At 45.2% G+C, this 24,288-nt stretch carries 21 protein-coding genes and 1 riboswitch; of the genes, 20 read left to right on the forward strand and 1 reads right to left on the reverse strand.

Going from position 1 to position 24,288, the window contains the following annotated elements; genetic code table 11:
- Nucleotides 1-180 precede the first annotated feature (180 nt).
- From NST25_RS08275 to NST25_RS08290, 4 genes are all read left to right on the forward strand, one after another.
- Complete coding sequence (locus tag NST25_RS08275) at nucleotides 181-546, forward strand: arsenate reductase family protein (protein WP_038569540.1); 366 nt, start codon at nucleotides 181-183, stop codon at nucleotides 544-546.
- Nucleotides 547-606: 60 nt separating this feature from the next.
- Complete coding sequence (locus tag NST25_RS08280) at nucleotides 607-1,506, forward strand: 5'-3' exonuclease H3TH domain-containing protein (protein WP_076126491.1); 900 nt, start codon at nucleotides 607-609, stop codon at nucleotides 1,504-1,506.
- Between the two features lie 163 nt (nucleotides 1,507-1,669).
- Nucleotides 1,670-2,551 (forward strand): ROK family protein, encoded by an 882-nt coding sequence (locus tag NST25_RS08285; protein WP_051491338.1) that lies wholly within the window; start codon nucleotides 1,670-1,672, stop codon nucleotides 2,549-2,551.
- A gap of 210 nt (nucleotides 2,552-2,761) precedes the next feature.
- Nucleotides 2,762-3,778 carry an HRDC domain-containing protein gene (locus tag NST25_RS08290; RefSeq protein ID WP_340393761.1) on the forward strand — a complete coding sequence of 339 codons (1,017 nt, stop codon included), beginning with the start codon at nucleotides 2,762-2,764 and terminating at the stop codon, nucleotides 3,776-3,778.
- Nucleotides 3,779-3,864: 86 nt separating this feature from the next.
- On the opposite strand, the gene corA is transcribed toward NST25_RS08290, so the two are convergent.
- On the reverse strand, nucleotides 3,865-4,800 hold the full coding sequence (corA, locus tag NST25_RS08295) for a magnesium/cobalt transporter CorA (RefSeq protein WP_036684479.1): 936 nt from the start codon (nucleotides 4,798-4,800) through the stop codon (nucleotides 3,865-3,867).
- A 397-nt stretch (nucleotides 4,801-5,197) separates the two neighbouring features.
- A riboswitch (SAM riboswitch) is annotated at nucleotides 5,198-5,327 on the forward strand.
- A 115-nt stretch (nucleotides 5,328-5,442) separates the two neighbouring features.
- Between corA and metA the strand changes: the two genes are divergently transcribed.
- The 16 genes from metA to aroF all read left to right on the forward strand — a co-directional run bounded on the left by metA (nucleotide 5,443) and on the right by aroF (nucleotide 24,158).
- On the forward strand, nucleotides 5,443-6,363 hold the full coding sequence (gene metA / locus NST25_RS08300) for a homoserine O-succinyltransferase (protein ID WP_076126410.1): 921 nt from the start codon (nucleotides 5,443-5,445) through the stop codon (nucleotides 6,361-6,363).
- Between the two features lie 36 nt (nucleotides 6,364-6,399).
- Nucleotides 6,400-7,572: a PLP-dependent transferase gene (locus NST25_RS08305; RefSeq protein WP_076126412.1), complete on the forward strand. Its 1,173-nt coding sequence runs from the start codon at nucleotides 6,400-6,402 to the stop codon at nucleotides 7,570-7,572.
- Between the two features lie 626 nt (nucleotides 7,573-8,198).
- A complete protein-coding gene (gene mqnC, locus NST25_RS08310; RefSeq protein ID WP_076126414.1) occupies nucleotides 8,199-9,335 on the forward strand; it encodes a cyclic dehypoxanthinyl futalosine synthase in 1,137 nt (378 codons plus the stop codon).
- A 530-nt stretch (nucleotides 9,336-9,865) separates the two neighbouring features.
- Nucleotides 9,866-10,708: an SPFH domain-containing protein gene (locus tag NST25_RS08315; RefSeq protein ID WP_036684473.1), complete on the forward strand. Its 843-nt coding sequence runs from the start codon at nucleotides 9,866-9,868 to the stop codon at nucleotides 10,706-10,708.
- 11 nt (nucleotides 10,709-10,719) lie between these two features.
- Nucleotides 10,720-10,890 carry a toxin-antitoxin system HicB family antitoxin gene (locus tag NST25_RS08320; RefSeq protein WP_036684471.1) on the forward strand — a complete coding sequence of 57 codons (171 nt, stop codon included), beginning with the start codon at nucleotides 10,720-10,722 and terminating at the stop codon, nucleotides 10,888-10,890.
- 506 nt (nucleotides 10,891-11,396) lie between these two features.
- On the forward strand, nucleotides 11,397-13,337 hold the full coding sequence (gene thrS / locus NST25_RS08325; protein WP_076135889.1) for a threonine--tRNA ligase: 1,941 nt from the start codon (nucleotides 11,397-11,399) through the stop codon (nucleotides 13,335-13,337).
- A 136-nt stretch (nucleotides 13,338-13,473) separates the two neighbouring features.
- Nucleotides 13,474-14,322, forward strand: a complete 849-nt coding sequence (locus tag NST25_RS08330) for a 3D domain-containing protein (RefSeq protein WP_254847635.1) — start codon at nucleotides 13,474-13,476, stop codon at nucleotides 14,320-14,322.
- A gap of 146 nt (nucleotides 14,323-14,468) precedes the next feature.
- The gene (locus NST25_RS08335) at nucleotides 14,469-14,612 is read left to right on the forward strand and encodes a hypothetical protein (RefSeq protein ID WP_156113077.1); all 144 of its coding nucleotides are present in this window, start codon (nucleotides 14,469-14,471) and stop codon (nucleotides 14,610-14,612) included.
- Between the two features lie 235 nt (nucleotides 14,613-14,847).
- Entirely contained in the window at nucleotides 14,848-15,924 is a 1,077-nt protein-coding gene (gene liaF / locus NST25_RS08340; protein WP_305953552.1) for a cell wall-active antibiotics response protein LiaF, read from the forward strand.
- Nucleotides 15,925-17,001, forward strand: a complete 1,077-nt coding sequence (locus NST25_RS08345) for a sensor histidine kinase (RefSeq protein ID WP_076126420.1) — start codon at nucleotides 15,925-15,927, stop codon at nucleotides 16,999-17,001.
- A 3-nt stretch (nucleotides 17,002-17,004) separates the two neighbouring features.
- On the forward strand, nucleotides 17,005-17,658 hold the full coding sequence (locus tag NST25_RS08350) for a response regulator transcription factor (protein WP_036684464.1): 654 nt from the start codon (nucleotides 17,005-17,007) through the stop codon (nucleotides 17,656-17,658).
- 236 nt (nucleotides 17,659-17,894) lie between these two features.
- Nucleotides 17,895-19,568, forward strand: coding sequence for a trypsin-like peptidase domain-containing protein (locus NST25_RS08355; RefSeq protein ID WP_340393763.1), 1,674 nt, complete (start codon nucleotides 17,895-17,897; stop codon nucleotides 19,566-19,568).
- Between the two features lie 105 nt (nucleotides 19,569-19,673).
- Nucleotides 19,674-20,363 carry a response regulator transcription factor gene (locus NST25_RS08360; RefSeq protein ID WP_036684461.1) on the forward strand — a complete coding sequence of 230 codons (690 nt, stop codon included), beginning with the start codon at nucleotides 19,674-19,676 and terminating at the stop codon, nucleotides 20,361-20,363.
- A 1-nt stretch (nucleotide 20,364) separates the two neighbouring features.
- Complete coding sequence (locus tag NST25_RS08365; protein ID WP_076184678.1) at nucleotides 20,365-21,831, forward strand: HAMP domain-containing sensor histidine kinase; 1,467 nt, start codon at nucleotides 20,365-20,367, stop codon at nucleotides 21,829-21,831.
- Nucleotides 21,832-21,890: 59 nt separating this feature from the next.
- The gene (locus NST25_RS08370; RefSeq protein ID WP_076126427.1) at nucleotides 21,891-22,847 is read left to right on the forward strand and encodes a 4-hydroxy-3-methylbut-2-enyl diphosphate reductase; all 957 of its coding nucleotides are present in this window, start codon (nucleotides 21,891-21,893) and stop codon (nucleotides 22,845-22,847) included.
- Nucleotides 22,848-23,111: 264 nt separating this feature from the next.
- The gene (gene aroF / locus NST25_RS08375) at nucleotides 23,112-24,158 is read left to right on the forward strand and encodes a 3-deoxy-7-phosphoheptulonate synthase (protein ID WP_076281065.1); all 1,047 of its coding nucleotides are present in this window, start codon (nucleotides 23,112-23,114) and stop codon (nucleotides 24,156-24,158) included.
- Nucleotides 24,159-24,288: the final 130 nt, after the last annotated feature.

Genomic DNA, 24,288 nt, shown 5'->3' on the forward strand with positions numbered 1-24,288 from the left:
CAGGCGATGGTGTGGCGAAGGGGAGGATTGGAACTGTAGGAGCGATAGCGACCGCCTTTGTCTGCGGATTTCAAACGTGTTTAACGGTAAAATTGAAGAAATCTGTAGACAACAGCGGCCGAAAGTCCAAACATTCCCCATAGTTACGATATTATTAGCCGATTATTAAAGGAGCACAGCATGAGCAAATTAAAAGTATATCAATATCCCAAATGCAGCACCTGCCGCAGCGCAGTGAAATGGTTGCAGGGACAAGGTCATGAGCTGGAGCTTCAGCACATCGCAGAGCAGCCACCTACGGTGGACGAGCTGCGTGAGCTGCTCGCGAACAGCGGCCTTGAGCTGAAGAAGTTTTTTAATACAAGCGGTGAAGTATATAAATCATTAGGTCTGAAGGACAAGCTGCCCCAGCTTACGGAACAGGAGAAGTTAGAGCTGCTCTCAAGCCACGGGATGCTGATCAAACGTCCGATTGTCACGGATGGAGTTAAAGTTACGGTGGGATTCAAAGAAGACCAATATGCCGATACTTGGACTAATGTTTAATATCAATACAACGATCAAGGGAGAGGTTTATAAGTGAGAACAGATACAACGGGCCGGGTAATGCTTGTAGATGGAATGGCTCTGCTGTTCCGGGCCTTTTATGCGACCTCTTATGGAGGATATATTCGCAAGACAAAGGAAGGTTTACCGACGAATGCGGTATATGGATTTTTGCAGTATTTTTTTGATGCAGTAAGTACGTTTGAGCCTTCTCATGTCGTATGCTGCTGGGATATGGGTAAAGGAACGTTCCGTACCGAGAAATATGATGGATACAAATCCAACCGGATCGAAGCTCCGCTGGAATTAATTCCGCAATTTGATCTAGTAAAAGAAGTAGTGGCTGAGCTAGGTGTGCCAAACATCGGTCTTGCCGGCTATGAAGCAGATGATTGCATTGGTACGCTAGCATCCTGTTACAGCGATAATTCTGAGGTTTACATTCTGACGGGTGACCATGATATGCTGCAGCTTATTGATGAGAATGTTAAGGTCGTCATTATGAAAAAAGGACGCTCCAACTATAAAGTTTATGACCTTGCAGAATTGCTTGAGGATAAAGGTCTAACCCCTAGACAGGTTATTGACCTGAAGGGCTTTATGGGCGATACAAGTGATAATTACCCTGGTGTAAAAGGGATTGGTGAGAAAACCGCGCTGAAGCTGTTAACGGAATACGGTACAGTTGAAGGTGTAATTGAGAATCTTCACTTGCTCCCTAAAGGTGTACGGTCCAAAATTGAAGCCGACCTTGATATGCTGCATCTATCAAGAGAGCTGGCTGAAATCCGTTGTGATGTGCCTGTGGTCTGTGAGCTGGCGGAAGCTTTATGGCAATTACAACGGGAAACAGCCGCGCGTAAATTTCAAGAACTGGAATTTGGCAGCCTGATGCATTTGATCGCTGAGGTGCAGGACGAACGGGGAATTGTACAGATTGAGTTAGGTGATCTGGGTTAAGGAGAGTCTCCCTTCATGCAAAAAAGCATGAAGGGAGTTTTATTATTGTGATAGCGCTTCATCCAACGTATAATAAGGGCTGTTGATTGTTTTATTTTATATTAATTTTTATTTTCAAACTGGATGGCGGATTATTGCTTAATGGAGAAGGGAGATAGTTGCTATGAAGTTATTGGGAGCGATTGAAGCAGGCGGAACGAAGTTTGTATGCGGAATTGGTTATGAGGACGGTACCATTCTGGACCGAGTTAGCTTTCCGACAACAACACCGGAAGAAACGATGGGACTCGTAATTGACTATTTTAATGGGAAGAATGTAGAAGCTTTTGGTATTGGATCGTTTGGACCGATTGATCCCGTGCTGGACAGCCCTACTTATGGTTACATAACAACGACACCAAAACCTCACTGGGGACAATATAATTTGGTAGGTACAATGGCTGAGCAATTTAACGTGCCGATAGGTTTTGATACGGATGTGAATGGTGCAGCGCTTGCGGAAAGTAAATGGGGAGCGGCTAAAGGTCTGGACAGCTGCCTTTATATTACGGTTGGGACAGGCATTGGAGCGGGAGCAGTAGTTGGAGGTCAGATGGTGCATGGATTGTCTCATCCTGAGATGGGACATATTCTAGTTCGCAGACATCCAGAGGACACGTTTGAGGGCTACTGCCCTTATCATGGCGATTGCCTTGAAGGGTTAGCCGCAGGTCCGGGGATTGGCAAACGCTGGGGACAACCAGCAGGCGAGCTGCCTGTTGACCATCCAGCTTGGGATATGGAAGCTCATTATCTTGCACATGCACTTATGAATTACGTGTTGATTCTGTCTCCCGAAAAAATCGTAATGGGCGGTGGTGTCATGAAGCAAAGCCACTTGTTCCCGCTAATTCGTACCAAGCTGCAGGAGCTGCTGAAGGGTTATGTTCAGCATCCAGCGCTAAATACCGACATCGATAATTATGTTGTGCCACCGCAGCTTGGAGATAATGCAGGACTTGCAGGTGCGATTGGACTGGCAACTTTAGCTTTGGCAAGAAACTAGTATAAAAAGATATTGACTGTTAGGAAATATATGGTATTGTAGGATCTAACAGTATAGCATTTAATGAGGGAGCACCTCTTTCACGTTTATCGTGAGAGTGGTGCTTTTTTGCGTTTTCCGAGTCTGACAGTGTGGCATTCACATCAGCGAATAAGTAGCTCAGACCGGTAGGTATAGTGCTTGCTGAAGACTAGAAAGGCAGGGATGAATATGCAAATTGTATTTATGAATCGCTTATCCAGAATATCCGGGGTGGATCAAGAGGTGTTCGCTCAGCTATGGATTGGAGAGGAAGAAGGAGTGTGGAGTCTGGGCTGGCGTGATTTTTCAGGCGGTGAGGAAACACAGGAGCATTTGTGGTACGCGGGTGGTTCATGGAATGAAATGCTTTGTGTTTACAGGCATGAGCTGGCGGTGAAGATGGGGGATGGCTATCGACCGTTGATTGATGGCGTATTTCATGAAGAAGACGGCCTTACCGGGCGTAATCAGGAGCAGCTAAGGCTGCAATATTACAGTGAATATAATGGGAACGAAGCTATATATGAGGAGTTATGTGCTTGGCGCCGCAGCCGAGCTTCTAGTGAACGGAAAGCCCCTTACATTCTTGCCAGCAATCGTTTGTTACGTTTGATAAGCACTTTCTTGCCACATACACCAGAGGAGCTGCTGCAGATCCCTGGTGTAGGGGAAGGAAAGGTAGCCCAATATGGCACGGATTGGTTGGCTATAACCTCTACGGCTGCAAGGGAACACTCCTTTCCTTTGAATTGGGTACACCAAGAAATTGAGGAGGATTCTTTTGTATCCTGGCTCTATAAACAGAAAGAGGTCAAATATAAGAAACAGCTAGAAAGACTGCGATTACGGCGAATTCTGCTGCAAGGGATCGAGAATGGGTTAGGGTTAGAACAGCTTAAGGTGAACAGTGGAGTGAACCGTCGCGAACTGATTGAAGCGATAGAGGAGCTGGAAAGAGAAGGTTATTGCGTGGAGAAACTGATCGAGGTAGAACTGAGAAATGTGCCGCAGAATGAGCAGGAGGCGATATGGAATGCCTATGCAGAGGTAGGAGATCTTTTTCTAAAGCCAGTGCTGCATAAGGTGTATGGGGAGGATTTTTCAGCAGCAGAAGGGCTGGATAGCTATTATGAACGTCTGCGGCTGATCCGCATTCGTTTCCGGCGGGAGCAAGCTCCTAAAGTGGGCATGGCGACCAGTTTCTAGTAGCTTTTTATCATATCAAAAAGACGAAGGCTTCCTTACACCATAGGGTTAAAGGGCCTTCGTCTTGCCTATTCGTCCGTTTATTTTCATAGCCATTCTTTCTTGCGGAATACATACAGCATCCCACAGCCTAACGTCAACATTAGACCTATAACGGCAAAATAACCGTATTTCGTATGCAATTCCGGCATATGATCAAAGTTCATCCCATAGATTCCGGTAATTACGGTCAAAGGCATGAATATCGTTGTAATCGCGGTAAATACTCTCATAATTTCATTGGCGCGGTTGGCGATACTGGATTGGTAGGCCTCACGTAAGTTGCCCATGAGATCGCGGTACGTCTCAAAGGTTTCGGATATTTTAACTGCATTTTCATAAATGTCGCTAAAGTATTTCTGCAGCTGATCATCAATCAGACGGAGGTCTTTTTTATTCAGGGTATTGATAACCTCTTTCTGTGGTCCCAGCATCTTCTTTAACCATAAGATCTCACTTCGCAGACCGATAATCTCACTCAGATGAGATTTCTTGGTATGCATTAGGATATCCTCTTCAAGCTTCTCAATCCGGGCTTCAATTCGGTCACCTACGGAGAAATAATTATCTACGACAAGGTCGATAAGCAGGTAAAGGAATTGGTCGGGTTCGCTAACCTCTTGTTCCCATAACATGGGCTTCAGGACGCGTAGCTCGTGAATCTTTTGTTTCGTTACAGTAATAATATAATGTCTGCCCAAGAATATATTGAGCGCCCGCAGGAAGATTTCCTCATCATCAAAGCGGATGCTGTTTACAACAATAAAGTAATGACTTTCGTATATTTCGATCTTTGGACGTTGATCCTCTTCACTAAGGCAATCCTCAACAGCGAGATCATGCAGGTTGAACAGGGGCTGAAGCAGCTCCAAATCCTCCACATCTGCATCAATCCAATAGAACCCTTCTGTTGGGGGTGTCAATGTTTCATCAATTTCATCAATAGGTGTAAAAACCCCTGCATTCACCAGCCGGATTTTCATCTGATTCCACTCCTTCTATCCCCGGGTCTTCACCAGGGACTGCTAATTAAGCACAGAGAAAAAATCAGCTTGGCCGGCGTTACAATCAATACAAGAGGCCGAATGACGATTCGAGGGCATGAAGAAGAACTGCTCCCGCCGCCGGCAAGCTGATGATTATCCTGTGTGGTTGCTCATTCTGTACACTTAATTGCGAGCTCGGGTCGCCTTCCATTCTTCTTCTCACCTCTTCTTTTCGTTCAGGTATGAAATACTTGTCTAGTATAACAACGGAGTATGCCTCTTTCAAGCAAATTTATTGTTACTTTGAGGCTACTTCAGCATTGTATGGACTTGACGAAAAGGAGGTTCATGATTTAAAGTAAATTTTAAAGAAGTTTAAACTGAATACAGCTAAATCTTATCAAGAGCAGGTGGAGGGACTAGCCCTATGAAACCCGGCAACCGGCGTGTGAACGCACGGTGCTAATTCTTGCGGAACTTTGCTGACGACTAAACCTCGTCCAAAAGTTTCTGGCAGATGAGAGAGGCGCATATGACTGTAGATATGACCTTTCTCGTTTTCCGAGAAAGGTCTTTTTATTGTTCAGAAAGCCGCGATGTGACAACATAACCTAAATACAGTTAAGGAGTGGAAAGACAATGCCAATTAAAATTCCCGACAGTTTACCAGCAAAAGAAATACTATCCGGTGAAAATATTTTTGTGATGGATGATAGTTTGGCTTTCCATCAGGATATCCGTCCACTAAGGATTGCTATTCTGAATCTCATGCCGACTAAAGAAACGACGGAGACTCAATTGCTGCGTTTAATAGGAAATTCACCGCTACAGGTTGACGTTACCTTGCTGCATCCACGCTCACATACTTCTAAGAATACTTCTGCTGAGCATTTGAGAAGCTTTTACAAAACTTTTGACGAGATCAGCCACCGCCGTTTGGATGGTCTTATTGTTACAGGAGCACCCGTAGAGCAAATGGAGTTTGAGGAAGTATCCTATTGGGAAGAGCTAAAAGAGATTTTTGAATGGAGCAAGGATAATGTGACCTCGACCATGCATATCTGTTGGGCGGCGCAGGCAGGGTTGTATCATCATTTTGGTGTTCGTAAAGTAGCTTTGCCTGAAAAATGTTTTGGAGTATTCTCCCATACGATTAATCAAAATAACATTAAATTGCTGCGCGGCTTTGACGAGGTATTCCATGTACCGCATTCCCGTCATACCGATGTCTCCCGCGAAGATATTGAGAGCAATCCAGATCTGCAGATTCTGGCGGAATCCGAAGAAGCTGGTATGTATCTAGTAGCTACGACCGACGGCAAACAAATATTTGTGACCGGACATTCCGAATACGATCCATTATCCTTGAAATGGGAATATGATCGTGATTTGGAGAGGGGCATGGAGATGGCCTTGCCGAAACACTATTTCCCTAAAGATGATCCAGAACGAACACCTCCTGCAGTGTGGCGTGCACATGCCAACTTATTATTCTCTAATTGGCTCAATTACTATGTATATCAAGAGACACCTTACGATATCGACCCGATTGTTTATTAAGATCAGCGCTACATTACAATTTAGGAGGCATTTATCATGGACGACAAACTTAGGATTGAAAGTAGACTGGCACAAATAGGTTCACAAGAAGATCCGGCTACCGGAGCCATTAATTTTCCTATCTATAATGCTACGGCATTCCGTCACCCGAAGCTTGGGCAGAGCACAGGTTTCGATTATAGCCGTACCAAAAGTCCAACCCGTTCCGTACTAGAGAATGCGGCTGCGGAATTGGAGTCTGGTGATGCAGGTTTTGCCTGTAGTTCTGGGATGGCAGCTATTCAAACCATATTTACCCTGTTTGGGCAAGGCGATCACTTGATCGTTTCGCTGGATCTTTACGGAGGGACCTATCGTTTGTTGGAACGAATTATGTCCAAGTTTGGAATCACTGCTTCCTATGTAGATACGAATGATTTGGATGCGCTTGAGGCTTCACGCCTTCCAAATACGAAGGCGATATTTATTGAAACGCCAACGAATCCTTTGATGATGGTTACGGATATTGCAGCAGTAGCTACTTGGGCCCGTCATCATGGGCTGCTCACAATTGTAGACAATACACTGCTGACTCCATTTTTCCAGCGTCCTCTGGAATTAGGTGCAGACATTGTAGTCCATAGTGCTACCAAATATTTGGGCGGACACAATGATGTACTTGCTGGTCTTATTGTATCTAAAGGGGCTGAATTATCCGCTGAAATAGCGATTCTACATAACTCTATTGGCGCTGTGCTTGGGCCAACAGACAGTTATCAGCTGATGAGAGGCATGAAGACACTGGCCCTGCGTATGGAACGGCACGAGAGTAATGCGCTAGCAATTGCCCGCTATCTACAAGGGCATCCGGCGATTGCGGAAGTGTTCCATCCAGGTCTGCCGGATCATCCGGGATATGAAATCCAGAATCGCCAGTCCTCGGGCAATACCGGAATTTTTTCTTTCAAATTAAAAGATGCCAGATACGTAGAACCTCTGCTTCGTCATATCCGGCTTATTGCCTTCGCGGAGAGCCTCGGCGGGGTTGAATCGCTAATGACCTATCCTGCAGTACAGACGCATGCGGATATTCCTGTGGAAATTCGGAATGCGGTGGGTGTAGATGATCGATTGCTGCGCTTCTCGGTCGGCATTGAACATGCGGAGGATCTAATTGCTGATCTTGGTCAAGCTTTAGAGGCTGCGCGTGCGGAAATCGAAACGAAGTAAAAGTAACGGCAACCCAGATCGGCACCGAATGCTGGGAAATATCGAGGAGCTATCTCACCGTTGATTTAGAGCTGGTGTTGGACGCAGGATGAAATAGAGCTGTCTCATAAGCCGGGAATTGGCTGCTGGGATAGCTCTTCTTTTTGGACTTTTTGCTATTGGACACAGCTGACCTTAGACACAGCATTATTACACATTTGGAATGTTAACGGACTCCACAGCAGCTATTGCGCTAAAAACTAGCCTTCATGAGTCTCTTGTCAAGGAATAGCGTCGCTGGAGTCCAGAACTATGCTCCAAAGGCTAAATAGTAACTAATAACGTCATCTGTGTCCGGCAGCCTCAAGGAATTTTGATTCACCGGGTGCAGGCAGCAATGTAAGGACTCTTTCTGCTGGATGGTATCTTGCTAAGAAAGTAAAAAGTTTTTCAAGCTGTTCAGATTGTGATACGATGAGGAAATGAACTGTTCATTTATTAAAATATAAGGTATAAGTTACATACTGTACTTTATCCTTATGTTACTACGAGAAACGGTTGTTATCTCTAAAGGACGACAACGTTATTTTTCTTGTGATTTTGTGAATCTACCATATCCCTAAGGGTTTAAAAGGAGGATGCGAACGATGAGTGCGATAGATCTTATTTTGGATAAAGCCCTGCGGGGTGACCGTCTCCAATTGGAAGATACCATCCGACTATTCGAGAGCAACGAAATTGAGAAAATGGGTGCTGCTGCAAACACTATTATGGAACGCTGGCATCCGGACCCGTTAGCCACATTTGTAATTGGCCGTAATATTAACTATACGAATGTATGTGATGTGTACTGCCGTTTTTGCGCTTTTTACCGCAGACCAGGCTCGGATGAAGGCTATGTGCTGCCAGATGAAACGATTTATCAAAAAATTGCTGAAACGATTGCTGTTAATGGTACAGAAATTCTTATGCAAGGTGGAACTAATCCTAACCTTCCATTTAGCTACTATACAGATATACTGCGCGGAATTAAGCAACGTTTCCCTGAGATTACAATGCACTCCTTCTCTCCTGCGGAGATTATGAAGATGAAAGAAGTATCAGGATTACCACTGGAACAAGTGGTTCGTGAAATTCATGCTGCGGGTCTGGATTCCTTGCCAGGCGGAGGCGCAGAAATTCTTGATGACCGTACACGCCGCAAAATCAGCCGGCTAAAAGGCTCGTGGCGCGAGTGGATGGATGTAATGCAGACAGCACATAAAGTGGGTATGAATACAACAGCTACAATGGTGATTGGGCTTGGAGAAAGTATGGAAGAACGAGCTTTGCACTTACTACGTGTACGTGAGGCTCAGGATGAGTGTATTGCCAACAAATATGATTCTGAAGGTTTCTTGGCCTTTATCTCATGGACATTCCAGCCGGACAATACCAACCTGAAGCTGGACAGACAAACGCCTGAGGAATATCTGAAGACGGTAGCGATCAGCCGCCTTGTGTTGGATAATATTAAGAACTTCCAATCTTCTTGGGTCACTATGGGGCCAGAGGTCGGCAAGCTCTCCTTGCAATATGGCTGCAACGATTTCGGCAGCACAATGATTGAAGAGAACGTAGTATCTTCTGCGGGTGCGACTTACAAGGTAAACATCGAGTCGATTACTCAGCTGATTCGCGAAGCAGGCAAAGTTCCAGCACAGCGGAATACACGTTATGATATTCTGCGGGTGTTCGATGATCCTAATGCGAAGATTGATAATGATTTTGTAATGCAGAACTAATATATATTAATTATTAATCAACGCTTGATGCTTGTTAATCCTTAAGTGGATTACTGAGCATCAAGCGTTTTTTTGTAAGGTTAGGTTTACGATCATTAGCAAGTCTTATTGCAGAACACATCTGAATCTTCGCTTGTTATATCATCCGCTAGGCGTACGGACCCAGTGGACCTTAATTGCAAATTCAGCGCTTCTTGAGTCGGGGTTCGGACCCCAGCGACGCTATTCCTTGAAAAGAGCCTCATATAGGCTGGTTTTTAGTGCAATAGCGTCTGTGGGGTCCGATAGCATAGGGAAAATCGGAAAATGTGGCATATAAGAGCATCAGTGTCCGATAGAGCAGATGTATACGAACACTATGAACTAATGTTAACTACACAAACTAAGGTTGGTGTGGAGTACGCCTTTTAACGAAGTTTTATATAAATGTGAGCATAAAATTATTTTTTTATTTCTTTTTACCCATTCACATTATTATCCAAAAGTGATATCATAATCATATCAAAAGAATATCTAGTGGGGGTGCTTCTATGAAAGAGAAAACGCTTCGTCCTGTCAGTGGATTTTGGGTTCTCGCCTTAATTGCAGTTTGTTTAGCTGGGGGAATTTATGGTGCGGTTCAAGAGTATGTCGCAGTGCCAGTCATTCTGTTCGTTGTAGCTGGGGTATTATGTACAAGTGTTACGGTTGTGCAGCCCAATAAGTCGGTTGTAGTTACCTTTTTCGGGCAATATGTAGGGACTATCGTGACAAGTGGCTTGTTTGCAGTCATTCCGTTCAGTTTGCGCAAGACGGTTTCCCTCCGCGTACGTAACTTTAACAGTGTCAAGCTGAAGGTTAATGATGTGGAAGGTAATCCGATTGAAATTGCTGCAGTTATCGTATTTAAGGTAATTAACTCTGCAAAAGCGCTTTTTGATGTAGATAAATATATGGCGTTTGTGGAAATTCAAAGTGAAACAGCGCTGCGTCATGTGGCCAGTAAATACCCGTATGATAACTTCAATGAATCGGGCATGTCCCTGCGGGCCAATGCAGATGAGATTGCTAAAGAATTGGCAACCGAGCTGCAAGAACGTTTGTCGATATCTGGTGTAGAGGTCATTGAAGCGCGGCTCACACACTTGGCTTATTCCACAGAGATTGCCAGTACAATGTTGCAACGTCAGCAAGCATCTGCAATTCTGTCCGCTCGTCAAATCATTGTTGAAGGCGCCGTGGGCATGGTCGATATGGCGATTAAACAGCTTAAAGAGAGTGGCGTGGTTGAGCTTGATGAGGAACGCAAAGCGGCGATGATTAATAATCTGATGGTTGCGATCGTGTCGGAGCGCGGAGCGAGTCCGGTCATTAACGCCGGCTCGTTGTACTAAGGCGGTGCATCATGGCGGCCAAGAAAAGCTTTCCACTGCGGATTGATCCGGATTTACATGAGGCGCTGGAACGATGGGCGGGAGAGGAATTTCGCAGCGTAAACGGACATATCGAATACTTGTTGCGTGAGTCTTTGAAACGTGCAGGCCGCTTACCTGAAAAAAAACGGCGAGAGGAATAACCATAGAAGGGCTGTTTCAGCATCCATGTATTGGCTGCAAGAACAGTCCTTATGTGTGTCTTCTGCCTGAGCTTCTATCATTTTGGACCCTTTTCTGACTTGACTGTCAGAGAGGACAGATTTATAATTACTCCATAATTCACGTTAACAGCATTGACGAAGATATGAGTTGATTGTTCTGGACCGTTCAGAGAGAGGAAACTTAGGCTGAAATTTCCTCCGGCATCCTGCTTTCGATTTACCCCTTTGTAGCTGCGGTTTTGAACTCCCTGTAATGGGATAGTAAGAGCTGCCGGTTCATGGTCGTTACTCCATGCTTACGAAGGATTCTATCTTTACTCCGCTTGAGGTTTCAAGGGAGGCTAGAGAGAATCGAATTTGGGTGGAACCACGGGTGTAATCGCTCGTCCCTTTGCGGGACGGGCGTTTTTTTGTGTGCGTGGATAATATTGTTCCGCAAAGGTTAAAGGGCCCATAGGCTTAATTATATAAAGGAGGAATTAGCAATGTCAGTAAGTATTAAGCTTCCGGACGGTTCTGTCCGTGAATACGCAGAGGGTAGCAGTATTGATGATGTAGCAGCTTCTATTAGCAGTGGCCTGCGCAAAAATGCAGCAGCGGGGAAATTGAACGGTATCGTTGTAGATTTATCTACTCCCCTTGAAGAGGGCGCACTGGTAGAGATCGTAACTTTGGATTCACCGGAAGGTCTGGAGGTTATGCGCCACAGTACAGCTCACTTGATGGCTCAAGCGGTTAGACGTTTGTTCGGAACAAAAGAAGTTAAGCTTGGTGTAGGCCCGGTCATTGAAGATGGCTTCTACTACGATATGGATCTGGAACATCCTCTAAATCCTGAAGATTTGCTCAAAATCGAAAAGGAAATGGACCGCATAATTTCGGAGAACCTGCCGATCGTGCGCAAAGAAGTTAGCCGCAAGGAAGCACTTGAAATTTTCGGTGAGCTAGGTGATCCTTACAAGCTGGAATTGATCGAGGCATTGCCTGAAGATAGCGTAATTTCTATCTATGAACAAGGAGAATTCTTCGACCTATGCCGTGGACCCCATGTGCCGTCGACTGCTAAGATCAAAGTCTTTAAATTGATGAATGTAGCCGGTGCTTACTGGCGCGGCGATAGCAAGAATAAGATGCTTCAACGCGTATACGGCACAGCTTGGATTAAAAAAGCTCAGCTTGATGAGCATCTTCGTCTGCTTGAAGAAGCGAAGAAACGCGATCACCGGAAGCTCGGTAAAGAGCTTGAAATCTTTACATTTAATCAATTGGTAGGACAAGGCTTGCCAATCTGGTTGCCTAAGGGTGCCAAATTGCGCAGTATTCTGGAGCGTTATATCGTAGATCTGGAAGCAAGTCTTGGCTATCAGCATGTATACACACCAGTTCTGGGTAATGTTGAACTGTACAAAACTTCAGGACACTGGGAGCACTATCAAGAGGACATGTTCCCTAAGATGACTATCGACAATGAAGAATTTGTTCTTCGTCCAATGAACTGCCCGCATCACATGATGATTTATAAGAGCTCGATGCACAGCTACCGTGATCTGCCGATCCGTATTGCTGAGCTTGGTATCCAGCACCGTTATGAAATGTCAGGCGCATTGACTGGCTTACACCGTGTGCGCTCGATGACTCTTAATGACTCCCATATTTTCTGCCGTCTAGACCAAATTAAAGGCGAGTTCATTCGTGTAATCGAATTGATTAAACAGGTATACAGTGACTTTGGTATTAATGACTACCGTTTCCGGTTGTCCTATCGTGATCCTAAGGATACTGAGAAATATTATGCGAATGACGAAATGTGGGAAACTGCACAGCGGATGTTGCGTGAGGTTGTAGAGGAAGCTGGACTGCCGTTCTACGAAGCAGAAGGCGAAGCTGCATTCTATGGTCCTAAACTTGATGTGCAAATTAAGACTGTATTAGGTAAAGAAGAGACTCTGTCTACTGTACAAATCGACTTCTTGCTGCCTGAACGTTTTGAACTGGAATATATCGGCGATGATGGTCAAAAACACCGTCCAGTCGTTTTACACCGCGGAATCTTGGGTACAATGGAACGTTTCGTTGCCTTCCTGTTAGAGAACTTTGCGGGCTCGCTGCCGCTTTGGTTATCTCCACAGCAGGTTAAAGTAATTCCTGTATCGACAGCGTTCGACGATTATGCCAAGGAAGTTACAGACAAGCTGCGTCGCCGTGGTATCTCTGCTGAAGCAGATCTCCGCAATGAGAAGCTGGGTTATAAGATTCGCGAAGCTCAGCTTGAGAAACTGCCATACATGTTCGTAGTTGGCGAGAATGAGATGAACGCTCAGACGGTTTCCATCCGTAAACGCGGGGAAGGCGACATTGGAGCTAAGCCGCTTCAAGAAGTGATTGAGCTCTTGTCTCAGGAAATTGCTGATCGTGTGATCTCCTAGTTTCTTGTAATTATCAACACCAAAATTACGTCTAAATAAGACCTCTGTTATATGCCAATGAGGATCAACTTCTGATCTTCATGTATAAAATTTTGTGAATCGGGAAACCTTCGCTAATAAGGGGGAGGTTTTTCACATGAACAAAATGGGCATATTTCAGAGGTTTTGGTGTCTTTTTGTCACCATCGTTTTGCTATTGACCGCTGCTGGAATCATTCCAGAATCTAAGCAACAGGCAGTAGGGGCCATTGGGACAGGAGACACTTTACAGCACACGGGTATTAACAAAACGCTATCGAACGAGTTGCAATATACCAAGGCTAATTCTGTGTTTATGAGAACTACAGATGATAAGGTCATTCTTGCGACTGGCCGTGCCACACTTATGTCAAACGAGGCGCATTCCGTCGCACCTGTATTACCTGCAACAACAAAAAATAAACCAGCAGCGACGAAGGCACCGCAGAGCACCAAAGCTCCAACCACTAAAACAAACGGTGGCAGCGGATCTTCCAAACAGTTACCAAATTCTATTCCTGTAGCCGCACCTGCGGAAGACCAGATCATTACTTCAATGAAAGTGATGGCGACTGGATACACTGCGGGTTATGAATCTACAGGTAAAACATCTAAACATCCCGAATATGGAATTACCTATTCAGGGGTAAAAGTGCGCAGAGACAAAAATACAGTCTCAACCATTGCTGCTGACCCTAAGGTTTTGCCGCTGGGGAGTATTCTTTATATACCGGGCTATGGATATGCCATAGTTGCTGATACAGGCTCGGCTATTAAAGGGCGGAAGATTGATCTGTATTTTGCTACTACGAAACAGGTGTATAAGGAATGGGGCAAAAAATCAGTTGTAGTTCAACTCATTAAGCGTGGTAACGGGACTTGTACGGAAGTCATGCTGAAGAAGCTGAGCCAAGCGATTGAGACTTACAAAGCAGTACCGCAATCCATGCTCGAAGAATCCATTTAAAGGGATTGAACTTATTTTCACTTGGTCATGCATAATAGTGACATCACCTTGCCATAATACGGACTGGGGCAAAGCAATTGCCTCTTCCGAGATGTTCTCTTAGTAAGCATATTCTATGCTGCATAAGAGAAAAGGAGGTGAATTCCGTGGCCAATAACAAGAAATCTAAAGTACAAGAAAATTACAAAACACCAAATGAAAAATACAATGCTGAGTTTGCTGTTGAGAATGACGGCGCTACTAAGCAAAGTGGAAATACTTCTAAACCAGCTCAGAAACCGCAACAATAATGCGCTGACTGAAGCAGAAGACTGCTGAAAAAAAGAGACTGTCCAATTCAGTTAATTACTGAGGGACAGTCTTTTTTCATATATAATGAGTAAATAGAATTTTATCCCATTCATCTCAGTCTAGAGACTGAGGGGAAGTTCCTTCTCTCGCCGCTGTTTCTCAGTACTTCATTCCTGTAGACTAAGGCTATAAGATTGAAGAAGAGAGCGTTCCACTACTTTAAAGGGGAAATGAATGATGAAAAGAAGGTTCACCAGCCAGGTTTTAGGCGGCCTGATCCTGATAGGGATTGGAGCTATGTTTCTACTGAGACAATTAGGTTACACTGATTTCAGCTTAGGTTACCTGATTTCGAATTATTGGCCGGTAATTTTGATACTAATGGGAATGAACCGGCTTTTAGGTACAGGGGATGGACAATCCAAAGGTTCTTCGCCTATCGGCGGCTTTTTCTTTCTGGCGATCGGAGTGTTTTTCCTTGGACGGAATTTAGATTGGTTCGATATTTCGGCCGGGGATTTTTTCAAAATGTTCATTCCAGTTATGTTGATTGGCGGCGGACTTTATGTGATTTTTAAACCACGCGGTTCAGTACCACCTGTGCCACCAGCTCCACCGTCACCACCAGATCACTTTCCTTCAGGAAAAAGCTCACTAGATGTGGAGCCGCCCAAACCACTGGATTCCACACTTGATGAACAATTTGAGCAAAAATTCGGCAAGGCTTCTGGTCAACGCGACTGGAAGGACTATCTTCAAAAAGATGAAGAAGACGATGAGGACGAAACAGGATCTTATAAGTCCAGCGCTGAAGCACGTTGGCAAGAGAAGCAGGAACGACACGAGCGCAGACGTCAGGAACGTCATGAGCGTCATGCACATAGACATGGTAAATGGCATGAGGAATTCCATGAATCAAATAATCAAAAGGAATCGACCAATCGTTCTGCTTTTATCGGAGATGTCCACATGGGGCGCGAGCATTTCCAACTGAAGAACACGAATATCTCGCAGTTTATCGGCGATACCGTACTGGATCTGACGAATGCACAGATTGCTTATGGCGAAACGAGGATTAATATTTCCGCTTTTATAGGCGACATTAAAGTGTACATTCCGAATGATATGGATCTTGGCATCTCGGTGAACAGCAGTTCTTTTATCGGGGATATGGAAGTTCTGGATCAGTCTCGCAGTGGTTTTATGAGCAGTGTACAGTGCAAGACTCCTTATTATAAAGAAGCAGGCAAAAAAGTCCGTATAAATGTAAGTGCATTTATAGGTGACATTAAAGTTAAAACGGTGGGTTAGATGGGGACAATCTTCAGTAATACCAAATGGTTGCTGTTGTTTTACTTTTTGCTCACTGGAGCGGTAAGCGCAGGATTGATGTATGCAGGCACTTGCCTTGGTTATATCGAAGTGAAGGATTATCGGATGTGGCTGTACTTATGTCTCGGGATTGTGTTGTTCACTGTAGTTATCGGCTATATGGCAGGCCAGCGGATTCAGCGCCGGATTGATCATCTGGATCTGAATATGCTGCAGGTCGCCAAAGGAAATCTGTCCGTACGGATGCCAGAAAGTGACGATCAGTCTTTTGCCCGAGTGTATCACGAGTTTAATGTCATGATGGATACGGTCGAGAATAAGATGCAGCTTCTACAGCGATTGGGTGAACAAGAGGTTATTGAGAAGGAACAGGCAGCGGAGAGTGCGGTGTTGGAGGAAAGAAGGCGTATGGCCCGGGATCTGCATGATACGGTGAGCCAACAGCTTTTTGCCATCCATATGTCGGCTTCTTCGCTGCCTAAAGTGCTGAAGGTTAATGAAGCTCAAGGTCAAATGGTCATGGACCAGTTGATTACAATGTCTCAGATGGCACAAAAACAAATGAGAGCATTAATTGCACAACTGCGTCCGGTGGAGCTGGAAGGTCGAAATCTGTTCGAGGCGCTGGAAAAATGGTTTCCCGATTATTGCCGCCAGAATGGCTTAAAAGGAATGAAGGAGCTCGAACTTCAGGGCGAGTTATCGGAAGCAATCGAACATCAGCTGTTCCTAATTATTCAAGAGGCGATGGCGAATATCGTGAAGCATGCCGGGGCTAGACTGGTGAGTCTATCGCTGCGTGAAGGATCAAGACAAGTTGTGCTGAGTATTAGTGATGACGGTCAAGGTTTTGAACATGTGCAGCAAAAACAAGGCTCCTACGGTCTCACCACCATGCGCGAACGGGCGGAGAAACTGGGTGGGCAAGTGGAGATTATTAGCCGCAAGGGTGCGGGAACGACGATCCGTGTACATATTCCTAAGTTTGTTCAAGGGAACCCAGAATTAGAGCAGAATAGATCGTTAGGAACAGATACACAGGACGAGGAGGAGTAGAGCATGAGTGTCATAAAAGTGTTGCTCGTAGATGATCATGATATGGTACGGATGGGCCTCAAAACTTATCTAATGCTGGAGCCTACATTCGAGGTCATCGGTGAGGCGGCGAATGGACAAGAGGCGCTGGAGATGCTGCGTGCTGGTGGACATGAAGGTCTGCCTGACCTCGTGCTGATGGATTTGATGATGCCAGTGATGAATGGTGCCGAGACCACAAGAGCAGTGCTGGCTGAATTTCCTGGCCTCAAAATCGTGATCCTCACCAGCTTCCTGGAGGATGATCTTGTTGTAGATGCTATAGAGGCTGGTGCAGTCAGCTACGTGCTCAAAACAGTGTCGGCAGAAGAGTTAATCTACGCATTGCAAGGGGCTTACCGCGGCATGCCAGTCATGACGGGTGATGTGTCACAGGCGCTGACCCGTGGTATTCGCCAGCGCACCGTGCAAGGTGATTCCTCCGGTTTAACAGAGCGTGAGAAGGAAGTCCTGCTGCTTATAGCTGAGGGCAAGACCAATAAGGATATCGGTGAGGAGCTGCATATCAGCATCAAGACAGTGAAGACGCATGTCAGCAATCTTTTGATGAAATGCGAGCTTGATGACCGTACCCAGTTGGCTATTTACGCTCATCGGAAGGGCTGGGCTCAGGGGTAGGACTTGTAGACTAAGGTGCATTACTATTTGAAATGGTTTTAGAAGCTCGGGCCGCGATGTTTTTCGCGCCCGAGCTTCTTTTTTTACTTTCCTGCCTAATCTCCTCCCATTTGCCTATATCTTTTATCTGCGCTTAAATTGTTTTTAATGTGACCTTAAGGTTTAAAGTACAAAATAAGAACATGAAAACAAATTAATCCTTGTCACGGCGACAGGAAGCAGGAGGAAAGATAAACATGGACGATAACAAAAACAACTTCAATCGCGACAATGGACCAGCACCAGATCGGGAATGGGACAATAATAACAATAGCAGCAATAATAATAATTCATCTGAAGCAGGATCATCATCATACTACTATTCTTACGGACCTTTTAAATCTTTGAACAAAGACGAGAATAACACTGACGGTGGCGCACAGCACTACAATCGGATGGAGCCAGAACGTGTCGAGGTTACACCTCCACAGCCTGTAAAGCCATTACCTTATAACACATCGCTTCGCACCACTGGCTATGATGGCAATGGTGGTGGCCGCGGAGGAAATGGCGGTGGCGGTTCTGAAGGTGGCGGCGGCTGGCAATATAATAAAAAACCAAAAAGCTCGTTAAAAACAGTGCTGATATCATTCCTAGCCGGTATGGTCGTTCTCTCGGGCTCAATGTATATGGCAGACAGAGGTAACTGGTTTACGGGAGATACAGCTACAACGGTTGCTAGCTCCGGAACGAATGGAACGGCGAAGACAACGGGCGAAAGTGCAGGTGTTGCGCCTTCTACTTCTACTACATCCTTGGTGACTGGATCTCGTGATGTGACAGGTGTTGTTGATGCGGTGGGACCAGCAGTTGTTAAGATTGAGACACTAGTTAAATCTAATTCGCGTAATGGAAGCTCATCCAGCCCGAATCTGAGTGATCCCTTCTCACAATTTTTCTTCGGGGATCAATACAGTGGAAATGGTTCTTCCCAAAATGAACAGGATTCCAAATCAGGCTCGGATTCTTCATCACAGCTTATCCCTTATGGAATTGGAACAGGCTTCATTTATGAGAAATCCGGCTATATTTTGACCAACCAGCACGTAATTGACAATGCCGATGTAATCCAAGTCACCGTGGATGGAGTAACCAAGCCTTATGAAGCGAAGCTGCTAGGTTCTAGCAAAGATCTGGATTTGGCTGTGCTTAAAATTGAAGGAGATAGTGATTTCCCTACAGTAGCACTGGGAGATTCGGATAGCATAAAGGTAGGTTCAGAAGTGGTTGCTATCGGTAACCCGCAAGGCTTCGACCATACTGTAACTTCCGGTGTTCTTAGTGCAAAAGGACGCAGTATTGATATTAACGAAGAAGATGGCAGTGGAACACGTAATTACAAAAACCTGCTGCAAACCGACGCTTCTATCAACCCGGGTAACTCAGGTGGGCCGTTGCTCAACATGAATGGGCAGGTAATTGGGATGAACGTAGCCGTCAGCACGGATTCTCAAGGTATTGGTTTCGCAATCGCTGTGAATACGATTAAAGAAGTCGTAGATAAACTGGAAGCCAACCAAGCCATTCCGAAAGAGCCGGTACCTTTCATTGGTGCAACTCTTATGACGATTACAGATGAGGTTGCTAAGCAAATGGGTACGGATATTAAAGAAGGTTCTGTGGTTGCAGATATCATCTATAAATCCCCAGCGTATACCGCTGACCTGCGCCCTTACGATATCATTACCGGTGCGAATGGAACGAAGTATGCAACCAACCAAGATCTGATTACTTTCATTCAAACGTTAAAAGTTGGTGATAAAGTAACATTAAATGTTGTGCGCGACGGTAAAACCATGGATCTTTCAGTTACCATCGGTAACAAAAATGATTTTGATACAACGACTACACAACAAAGTCAGCAGCAATAATACCGGACGGTAAGTCACACGGAAGGGGCGACCCTTCCGTTTTTGTCTAATTGTGATGTAAACTGCTACAATATATAAAAAGAACTGAACAATGGGGGCTGCTTGATGCGACCGAATATTCTAATTATTGATGATGACGAAAAGATTATTTCTATGCTGCGTAGAGGTTTAGCTTTTGAAGGTTACGATGTGAAAACAGCGGTGAATGGAGCGGATGGATTACGGGCAATCTTGAGCAGTGACCCGGATGTGGTAATTTTGGATGTAATGATGCCTCAGGTGGATGGCTTTGAAGTATGTCGCCGCTTGCGGGAAGGAGGCAGTAATGTTCCTGTTCTCATGCTTACCGCGAAGGATGAAATTGAGCACCGTGTAAAAGGGCTTGATCTGGGTGCGGACGATTATCTGGTTAAACCCTTCGCGCTGGAAGAACTGCTTGCACGTGTACGTGCGTTGCTTCGGCGTAAGAGTGAGCAAAGCGAAGGTGGAGAGCAAGCGGTTTCTTATGAAGATATTACGCTGGATGTGGATTCACGTGAGGTTACCCGCGCCGGTAAAAGACTGGAGCTAACAGCGAAGGAATTTGAGCTGCTTCATCTTTTTATGCAGAATCCGAAACGTGTGCTTTCACGGGATCTGATCATGGATAAAATATGGGGTTATGATTATAGCGGTGAATCTAATGTGCTTGAGGTATACATAGCTATGCTACGTCAAAAGACGGAGGAGCATGGCGGTAAACGCCTCATTCAAACGATCCGGGGTGCCGGTTACATTCTAAGAGGTGACAACTAACATGTCTATAAGATTGCGGCTGACTGCTTGGTATTCAGGGATTTTGGCCGTTATGCTGCTGGCCTTATCAGCCGCAATTTACGGTTTTGTTTATTTTAATACTTATGGGGACTTGAAGGATCGTATACAAAAACAGGGTGAGCAGCTTGTAACCAATCTCAATCCTAACTGGACGTATGACGGTTCATTGCAAAGTGTGAGCATAAACCCCTTCTTCGGCAACAAACTGGAGGAAGCTAATATTCTGGTGCAAACCTATATCTATAATAATGAGAACCTGCAAAAGTCAGAGAACTTGCATTATCTAGATATCCAATTCGATGTTCCGAAACTGGAGGATATTGATAAAGCTCACGGGTTCAAACAGACTACGCTTGGCGGATATCATTTGATGGTTTATCAGATACCGATATATGACTTGAATAAGAGTCCTGTGGCCCTTCTACAGGTGGCAACACCGTCAAATTCGGAAGACAAGCTCTTGGAGCGTTTAAAAAATATACTACTCGTAGGTTCTTTTGCTACTCTGATCGCGGCATTTACCTTCGGCTTGTTCCTTGCGCGCAAATCCATGAGTCCAATCGGCAAAGTAATTGAAGCTGCGAATGGGATTCAGACGGGGAATGATTTAAGCTCGCGGATTGAATACGATGGGCCGCCAGACGAGATAGGAAGACTTATTGAGACCGTTAACAGTATGCTTGGGCGTATGGAAGGGTTCTACACAGAGCTGGAGGATTCGTATGCGGCTCAGCGCCGTTTCGTTTCAGATGCTTCACACGAGCTTCGGACACCGCTCACTACGATTCGCGGAAATATTGATCTGCTGCAAAAGGTTTGGGAGATGGAACCCGGAGAAGGGAAGATGAGTGAAGCTGAGATTCGCCAGCTATCGCTTGAATCGGTGCAGGATATCGCAGACGAGTCTAAGCGTATGAGCCGCTTGGTAGCGGATATGCTCTCGCTCGCGCGTGCGGATACTGGACGTACTTTTGATATAGAGCCCGTGGCACTGGAACCGATGATGAATGAGATTGCGCGCCGCGCCTCTTTCCTGCCCCGTCAAGCCGAGTGGGTTACAGGTGATATGTCAGTCTTAAATGGCAAATATATAGTTGGGAATAAAGATTATCTACAGCAAATGCTCTTTATTTTTATTGATAATGCTTTTAAGTACACGCCTTCAGGCATCGTGAGTTTGGATACCCTCTTCTATCAGAATCAGATTGGCATTCGGATCACAGATACAGGGATTGGTATGGATAAAGATGAGGTTCCATATATCTTTGACCGTTTCTATCGTGCAGATGAATCGCGTGGAATTACGGAAGGGATTGGGCTTGGCTTATCCATTGCTAAGTGGATTATTGACGAGCATGGTGGGTCTGTGGAGGTTGTTACACGCCAAGGTGAGGGGACCACTTTTGTCATCTGGTTACCGCTTCTCTTTGCTCCGCCGCTGGAATAGGGTATAATTTAGAAGTGTCCTATTACAGAGGTCAATGAAAGCAGAAAGCTGGTGAACTCATGGAAGTCATTAAAATCTCTCCCCGGGGATATTGTTACGGAGTTGTCGATGCAATGGTTATGGCACGGCAGGCTGCGCAAAATCTCGATCTTCCCCGGCCGATTTATATACTGGGTATGATTGTTCATAACAGTCATGTCACGAATTCGTTCGAAGATGATGGCATTATTACTTTGGACGGACATAATCGTCTGGATATTCTGGATAAAGTGGATAGTGGGACCGTTATATTCACTGCACACGGGGTTTCTCCTGAGGTGCGCAAGATGGCTAGGGACAAGGGTCTGACTACGGTCGACGCCACCTGTCCTGATGTCACGAAGACCCATGATCTTATTCAGGAAAAAGTAGATGACGGTTATGAGGTCATTTATATCGGCAAAAAAGGCCATCCGGAACCGGAGGGTGCTGTGGGTATTGCCCCTGAGCATGTGCATCTGATTGAAAAAGAAGATGAGATTGCTACGTTATCCATCTCTTCTTCACGTATTGTCATTACGAATCAGACTACTATGAGCCAGTGGGATATTAAACACATCATGAAAAAGCTTCTAGAGACCTTCCCAGGTGCTGAAGTGCATAATGAGATATGTATGGCTACCCAAGTACGTCAAGAGGCTGTGGCGGAACAAGCGGGGCAATGTGATCTGGTGATTGTTGTCGGTGATCCGCGAAGCAACAACTCCAATCGTCTGGCACAGGTGTCGGAAGAAATCGCTGGGGTTCCTGCCCATCGTATTTCTGATGTGTCTGAACTCCAAACAGAATGGCTAGAGGGTGTAAATATCGTCGGGGTCACTTCTGGCGCGTCCACACCTACACCTATCACCAAAGAAGTGATTAACTACTTAGATCAGTATGATTCGGCTAATCCGGAGACGTGGGAGATCAAACGTACAGTGAATATGGCGAAGCTGCTGCCACCGGTTAAGAATAAGAGTGCAAGTACTACTTAATGTAATGGGCTAGGCTCGAACTTATATATTATGAACGCTGCAACAAGAGCGCTTAACTTCGTCAGTCGAGGTTAAGTGCTCTTTTTTATCGAAAGAACGCTTCCGGCATAGGAATCTAGAATATAGATTGACTATAATCGTTTTTTGAGGTAAAATTTCTTTAGTGATTAAAAGCATAAAAGCTTAAAAGCGAACACGCGTCGTAGCACGATAGTATTTAGCGGAATTATTATAAATTTTAAATGTAGAGAGGGAGTTATAAATATGATCGTCATTACATCAAATCAAACACCGGAAGAGCAGGTTAAAGATATAATTGCCGTAATCGAAAAAGAAGGCTTGCAGGTGCATCTCTCCAGAGGAGCAGATCACACGGTGATAGGTTTAGTGGGAGTCGTCACTCCTAAGCTCGCCGAGCATTTGCGGCAAATGAAGGGTGTAGAGAACGTCGTGAAGATCTCCAAATCCTACAAGCTGGCCAGCCGGGATTTCCATCCTGAGGATACGATTATTGATATCAAGGGTGTGAAGATTGGTGGAGAAAACCTGGTGATCATGGGCGGACCTTGCGCCGTTGAGTCTCCAGAGCAGATTGATGAGATCGCCCGGCTTGTTAAAGCGTCTGGTGCTCAGGTACTTCGTGGAGGCGCGTTTAAGCCCCGTACAGGACCGTACAGCTTCCAAGGCGTAGGTGTGGAAGGTTTGACTATGATGGCTGAAGCAGGAAAGCGTCATGGGCTGTTGACCATTACAGAGGTTATGACACCAGAGTATGTTGATATCTGTGCGGAGCATGCGGATATTCTGCAGGTGGGTACACGGAATATGCAGAACTTTGATTTGCTGCGCAAGCTGGGGACCTGTGGCAGACCTGTTCTTCTAAAACGTGGCTTCAGTGCGACCTACGATGAGTTGCTCAATGCAGCGGAGTACATTTTGGCAGGCGGTAATAAGGATGTAATGCTCTGTGAGCGCGGTATTCGCACATTTGAGACCTACACTCGTAATACGCTGGATCTATCGGCTATTCCAGTTCTACAGAGCTTAAGCCATCTTCCAGTAATCTCTGACCCAAGTCACGGAACCGGTCGTCGTGAGTTAGTTGAGCCTATGGCCAAAGCTTCTGTTGCTGCTGGCGCAAATGGTCTAATTATTGAAATGCACACAGATCCGGACAATTCCATGACAGGTGATGGTGTTCAATCGTTATTTCCTGATCAGTTTGATAACCTGCTAAAGGATCTGGAAAAGCTGGCTCCAATTGTTGGACGTAAGTTTTCAACTTCGCCAGAAACGGTTTCGGTCCTATAAAATTTAATCTAATAGCTTCCTCGGAAGCCCTCTTAACCCGCGACCTAGTGGGAAAAGAGGGTTTTTTTGGAGTTGGATAAAATAAATGTGACATGAAAATATGCGAAAATAACAGATTTCACGAAAGCGT

This window comes from Paenibacillus sp. FSL E2-0190 (assembly GCF_037992965.1).
GTDB classification, from domain to species: domain Bacteria; phylum Bacillota; class Bacilli; order Paenibacillales; family Paenibacillaceae; genus Paenibacillus_AQ; species Paenibacillus_AQ odorifer.

What these genes read in the sequence shown, in the direction of transcription:
- NST25_RS08275 (WP_038569540.1), top strand. Translation starts at nt 181, where the DNA reads ATGAGCAAATTAAAAGTATATCAATATCCCAAATGCAGCACCTGCCGC.
- NST25_RS08280 (WP_076126491.1), top strand. Translation starts at nt 607, where the DNA reads ATGCTTGTAGATGGAATGGCTCTGCTGTTCCGGGCCTTTTATGCGACC.
- NST25_RS08285 (WP_051491338.1), top strand. Translation starts at nt 1,670, where the DNA reads ATGAAGTTATTGGGAGCGATTGAAGCAGGCGGAACGAAGTTTGTATGC.
- NST25_RS08290 (WP_340393761.1), top strand. Translation starts at nt 2,762, where the DNA reads ATGCAAATTGTATTTATGAATCGCTTATCCAGAATATCCGGGGTGGAT.
- corA (WP_036684479.1), bottom strand. Translation starts at nt 4,800, where the DNA reads ATGAAAATCCGGCTGGTGAATGCAGGGGTTTTTACACCTATTGATGAA.
- metA (WP_076126410.1), top strand. Translation starts at nt 5,443, where the DNA reads ATGCCAATTAAAATTCCCGACAGTTTACCAGCAAAAGAAATACTATCC.
- NST25_RS08305 (WP_076126412.1), top strand. Translation starts at nt 6,400, where the DNA reads ATGGACGACAAACTTAGGATTGAAAGTAGACTGGCACAAATAGGTTCA.
- mqnC (WP_076126414.1), top strand. Translation starts at nt 8,199, where the DNA reads ATGAGTGCGATAGATCTTATTTTGGATAAAGCCCTGCGGGGTGACCGT.
- NST25_RS08315 (WP_036684473.1), top strand. Translation starts at nt 9,866, where the DNA reads ATGAAAGAGAAAACGCTTCGTCCTGTCAGTGGATTTTGGGTTCTCGCC.
- NST25_RS08320 (WP_036684471.1), top strand. Translation starts at nt 10,720, where the DNA reads ATGGCGGCCAAGAAAAGCTTTCCACTGCGGATTGATCCGGATTTACAT.
- thrS (WP_076135889.1), top strand. Translation starts at nt 11,397, where the DNA reads ATGTCAGTAAGTATTAAGCTTCCGGACGGTTCTGTCCGTGAATACGCA.
- NST25_RS08330 (WP_254847635.1), top strand. Translation starts at nt 13,474, where the DNA reads ATGAACAAAATGGGCATATTTCAGAGGTTTTGGTGTCTTTTTGTCACC.
- liaF (WP_305953552.1), top strand. Translation starts at nt 14,848, where the DNA reads ATGATGAAAAGAAGGTTCACCAGCCAGGTTTTAGGCGGCCTGATCCTG.
- NST25_RS08345 (WP_076126420.1), top strand. Translation starts at nt 15,925, where the DNA reads ATGGGGACAATCTTCAGTAATACCAAATGGTTGCTGTTGTTTTACTTT.
- NST25_RS08350 (WP_036684464.1), top strand. Translation starts at nt 17,005, where the DNA reads ATGAGTGTCATAAAAGTGTTGCTCGTAGATGATCATGATATGGTACGG.
- NST25_RS08355 (WP_340393763.1), top strand. Translation starts at nt 17,895, where the DNA reads ATGGACGATAACAAAAACAACTTCAATCGCGACAATGGACCAGCACCA.
- NST25_RS08360 (WP_036684461.1), top strand. Translation starts at nt 19,674, where the DNA reads ATGCGACCGAATATTCTAATTATTGATGATGACGAAAAGATTATTTCT.
- NST25_RS08365 (WP_076184678.1), top strand. Translation starts at nt 20,365, where the DNA reads ATGTCTATAAGATTGCGGCTGACTGCTTGGTATTCAGGGATTTTGGCC.
- NST25_RS08370 (WP_076126427.1), top strand. Translation starts at nt 21,891, where the DNA reads ATGGAAGTCATTAAAATCTCTCCCCGGGGATATTGTTACGGAGTTGTC.
- aroF (WP_076281065.1), top strand. Translation starts at nt 23,112, where the DNA reads ATGATCGTCATTACATCAAATCAAACACCGGAAGAGCAGGTTAAAGAT.